General features: G+C 66.1%; 2 protein-coding genes and 1 pseudogene. 1 reads left to right on the forward strand and 2 read right to left on the reverse strand.

Annotation, left to right across the window (positions count from 1 at the left end; genetic code table 11):
- Positions 1 to 355, forward strand: a pseudogene (locus tag VFW79_RS01745) (hypothetical protein); the annotation flags it as partial.
- A 145-nt stretch (positions 356 to 500) separates the two neighbouring features.
- Here VFW79_RS01745 and VFW79_RS01750 read toward each other — a convergent pair.
- Together VFW79_RS01750 and VFW79_RS01755 are read right to left on the reverse strand one after the other, a co-directional pair.
- Positions 501 to 2045 carry a DUF3604 domain-containing protein gene (locus VFW79_RS01750; RefSeq protein WP_329675592.1) on the reverse strand — a complete coding sequence of 515 codons (1545 nt, stop codon included), beginning with the start codon at positions 2043 to 2045 and terminating at the stop codon, positions 501 to 503.
- 488 nt (positions 2046 to 2533) lie between these two features.
- Entirely contained in the window at positions 2534 to 4168 is a 1635-nt protein-coding gene (locus VFW79_RS01755; RefSeq protein ID WP_329675593.1) for an IS1634 family transposase, read from the reverse strand.
- Positions 4169 to 4625 lie beyond the last annotated feature (457 nt).

Raw genomic sequence — 4625 nt, forward strand, 5'->3', positions numbered from 1 at the left:
TCTCCCGAGGTGATCATCACGTCAGCAACGGTGCCCGGGAAGGCGGGTCAGGCTCCAGCTGCTATCACGACCTATGGCACGTGGAGCAGTCCTTCCGGATGAGCAAGACTGACCTGGCCGCCCGACGCATGTTCCACCGCACCCGCGATGCGATCGAAGCGCACCTGACCTGTTCACCGCCCTGGCCCTGGCCCGCGAGACCCAGGCGCGCACCGGCCTGTCCATCCGCAACGTCGTGCGACAACTACGACCCCTGCGCCCAGCGACCCTCACGATCAACGACGCGACCCAGACCTTCCCAGCCGCCATCGACCCCGACCGGCAGGCCATCCTCGACGCGATCGTCAGGCACTAACCGAAAGAGCCAACTCGGGCGGACCCCGAGAGGGGCCCCGCGCCCTGCAGGACCTGTAGTACCGTCGCGAGATTTACCTGAGACGCCGTGCGGTTGCTGGCGGTCCGCAGCGGCATTCGTTGCCCGCCCAACTCCGAGTCCGCCCTCATCGACGGCCGTCCACCCATGTGGGCGAGCTCCATGCGTACTGATCGTTGTACTGGCGCACCCGCACGTAGTACCAGTCGTCCTGCAGCGGCGATCCTTCGTCTTCCAGCTCCCACTCCAGGTTGGTCGTACCTTCCGGCTCCGCGCGGTTGAACACGAATGCTCCGGAGAGGAAGGCACCCTGGTACACCACCCGTGGGCCCGTCATAAGGTCCGCCACGCTGTACGAGCTCTCATGGCCATTCACCCGGGCGACCAGAACCGTCCGCTCGTCGCCCTCGACCTGCAAAGCGAACTGTTGCGTGGCATCAGTCAGCACCGTGGGATTGCCCCGCGACTGGGTACGTAGCCGGATCGTCCGCTCGCTCGGCTGCGTCCACTCGGAGAAGGAGAACCGGTCGGGCTCCTTGTCCGTGGGAGCGACGACGTCGTATCCACGGAACCGAGGTTCGACAGAAAGAATCCGCCCACCGATGACCTCAAGTTCGACATCCCAGTTTGTGACGACGTCAATTTCCCCCCAACCCATCGCCACGGATAGAATGCCGGAGAATCCCCGGGTCGGGGCAGCGGCTAGGTTACCCGCGACCCGCGCGATGACGTCGCCGTTGCGTACGACCTCGACGTAGTCGAGCGCTCCGCCTCCGTGGACGCTGACCTCGATCTGTCGCCGGCCAACGCCTTTCACGGTCGCGCCCATCGGCGCACCATTGACTGCGGTGGCCAGCATGATCCGGTCCCCCGTTACCGCATACGTCCGGCGGGCACGGATCGCCTCCCAGATCGAGGCACGCGTGAGGTCCCGTGCCCATACCATCGCACGCCCGTACCCGTAACTCCCGGGGTGTGCGCTGTGATGATCCGTCGAGCCAATAAAGCCGAACCGGTGGCCGCGCTTCAGTCCAGTGATGGCTGTGCTACCGACGTCCCGCGGGCCCATTGTGTGCAAGTAGGGGCGTGGCGAGCGGTCGTCCTCGCCGCTACCATGCATCGAGACGAGTTCGACAACCGGCGAGAATTCTTCCGTGAACGAGCGCCATGCGATGCCGCGTCTTCCCTCTTGGTAGCCGATGTGGTGCGGCAGGACCAGCGACGCGAGGCCCTGGCCATGTAACGTGCGCAACGCCCCGCGCAGGGCATCCAGGCTTTCGGCCTGCGCGATGTGGAGCGGACCTCTGCCTGAGTTGAAGTACACGCAGTGGTCGCCGTACGTCATGCTGTGCCACTCGAAGGAGAGAAAGGAGACGAACTTACCTTCATCGTTCACGGCCTCCGTCAACTCCTGGACGTCTTCCCACTGCGACTCGAGACGGGCGAAACCGGCACGGTGGTACGCGTTCACGTGAGCGGGCGCGGCTGGCATGTCGTGCCAACTGGCGTGCCCCGTAACGGAGGCGAAGTCAAGTTGCAGCGCAGCATTCCGGTACGCGTCCTCGAGCGTGCCGTGCCCATAACTAATCCCACAGTGGTTATGAATGTCGCCAGCATAGGCCGTCAGGCCACGGTAGGCGTCTAACTCGGTCTGGGGTCTCAGGATAGGCATATGGATCTCCCCGTTTGGGCGGACTTGTAAGCGGCTCTTCGCGATCGAGGGTGGAGTTGCGGGATGTTGAGCCTGGTCGGGGGTGGTGGGCGCGTCGATGGCTGGGTAGGGGTCGAGGTCTTCCGATGATGGGAGTTCTCACACCGCCCAGCTGGAAGACCTCGACGTGCTTGACGCTACCTTTGCTGACCCTGATCTGACCACGTTAGCCCGGATCTTCCATGAGGCTCAGTCAGTCGGGGAGCGCGGCGTCGTTGCCTGCGTTCGGTGGTGATTGTGGCATCGGGGTGCGACGAAGGGCCGCGTGTCGTCGCGGTGGGCGCCGGTTTCGGCCGGTCGTGCGGGTGCTGGTGGCGGTCAGAGACGAGGTCGGCGGCTCAAGTCGGGGCGGGTAGGGCGATCAGCCGTTGGTAGCCGGTGGTCAGGACCTCGGCCCAGGGATGGGCGTCCTTGACGTGCAGGATCAGACCTGAGTTGGGTCAAGCGCCTTAGTGCCTTGCGTCGGGGTTCGTGATGGCGTCGAGGAGTGCGCGCTGGTGGTCGTCGATCGCTGGTGGGTAGGTGCGGATGGTGCCGTTGATCTCGATGGTCGCCGAGCGCAGTGGGCGGAGTTGGCGCAGGACCTTGCGGATCGAGGCGCCGGTGCGGTCCTGGACGGTTCGGGAGACGGCCAGGGCTGTGAACACGATCGTCAGGTGCGCCTCGATCGCGTCTCGGGTGCGGGCGAAGATCGGTCTGGCCTGCAGGTCTGTTTTGGACATCCGGAACGACTGCTCGACGTGCCAGAGGTCGTGGTAGCTGGAGATGACCTGGGTGGCGGTCATGGTCGTGGTGGGGATGTTGGTGACGTACCCCTTCAGGCCCATGGTCGCGCGGGCGCGGGCCAGGGCCTTGTGGTCCAGGGTGCGTGAGTCCCCGGCGGTGGTCACGAACCGTGGGGTGCGGGCGGACTTCTCGCCCTCGACGACGGCGCGGGCGCGTTCTTCCTGGGCGTTCAGGGTCTGGTTGTCGCGGGCGAACCGCCGTCCGGAGTACGCCCACACGGCTCTCCAGGATCCCGGGTGGGTGGCGCGGGTCCAGACGGGCTCGGCCTTGAGGTTCGGGTCGTTCTCGGGCCGGGTGCGCCGGTGCTTGGGGGTGATCGTGTCGATGACTTGCCCGTCGGTGAAGAGCTCTCCGTGCCAGCGGTAGTGCGAGGCCAGGTCCAGCGGTGCGGTGCTCTGGCGGGACCCGACGATGAACCCCAGGCCGGCCTCGTCCAGCTCATGCAGGTTGCCCGCGGAGAGCATGCCGGCGTCGGCGACCACGACCATCCCCTCGATGCCGTGCCTGGCTCGGAACCCCTGAACGACGGGCACGATCGTCAGGGTCTCGGCCTTGTTGCCCTCGAAGCAGCCGATCTCCAGGGGAAAGCCGGTGCGGTCCACGAGTAGCCCCACGACGATCTGGGGGTCCACGCGTCGTTCCTTGGAGTAGCCGACCTTGCGCAGGTCGTCTTCCTTCTCGGCCTCGAAGTACAAGGTCGTGACGTCGTAGAGCACTAGCGAGACGTCCCCGACGGTCGAGGCGTGCGCGAAGCACGCGGCGGCGATCTGGTCGCGGTAGGCCCTGGACTGGGCCCGGCGCAGCGTCCGCTTCCTGGTCGACAGGGACGCTGAGGCGCGTCCGAGGTCGGCCAGGACCCGGTCGACGTCCAGCAGCGAGGTCGGTTCCACGACCCGGGCGATGACCAGGTCTTTGAAGCAGGCATCCCCCAGCGCGTCGAACCCGAGCTGGTCGAACACCGTGGCCAGGGCGTCGAACAGGGTCCGACACGACGTGCGCAGGACCCGGGTGCGCGACGTCGCCACCGGTCGCGGCGCCGACGGTCGGCCGAACAGGGTCGATGGGGCCGGCTCGGGGGCCATCGCCGTGATGCGTTGCGGGATCTGCATGCCAAGGTCCAGCGATCCCTGCAGATCGTCCGCGAGCAGGTCACGCGCCTGCTCGAGCAGCAGCCCGAGCTCGGCCTCATCACGGGCCGAGCCGACGTGCCGCACGATCCGACGACGCCCGTCGACGGACTCGGCGATCTGCACGGCCGTCGCCCCTGAGGCCGTGCGCACCTTGCGAACCCACGCCACCAGCCCAGCCTACCGACCGAATTAGTGCCTTCAGAGCGCACTAAGCCCGAACATCACCGCAGGTCAACGACCTACGAGCACCCGGAACCCGTTGAAGTGAGCCAACTCAGGTCAGAGTGCGGGCGTGTCGGGCCAGCATCGCGGGCACGTGCAGGAGTCTGGTTTGTAGGCGCTAGACGGCTCATCGCAATCCAGGGTGTAGTCGGGGTCTGAATGTGAAGTCTCAGAACTTCGTGGACGGTTCTGTCTCATGACAACGTGGACGGTCTGGCTCATGACTTCGTGGCCAATTGACCTGCGTGCTCGTCTCGGGCATGGACTTCAACCACGTACCCGCCGACGTGCGGTGGGCGATCGCGAACTGGCCCGAGAACACCGAGCGCGGTGCCGTGACGCGCTTCTGCGAACGGCACGGCATCAGCCGTTCCGTCTTCTACAAGATCCGCGCCCAGGTCCG

Origin of the sequence: Cellulomonas sp., assembly GCF_036279715.1 — a bacterium.
Taxonomy (GTDB): domain Bacteria; phylum Actinomycetota; class Actinomycetes; order Actinomycetales; family Cellulomonadaceae; genus Cellulomonas_A.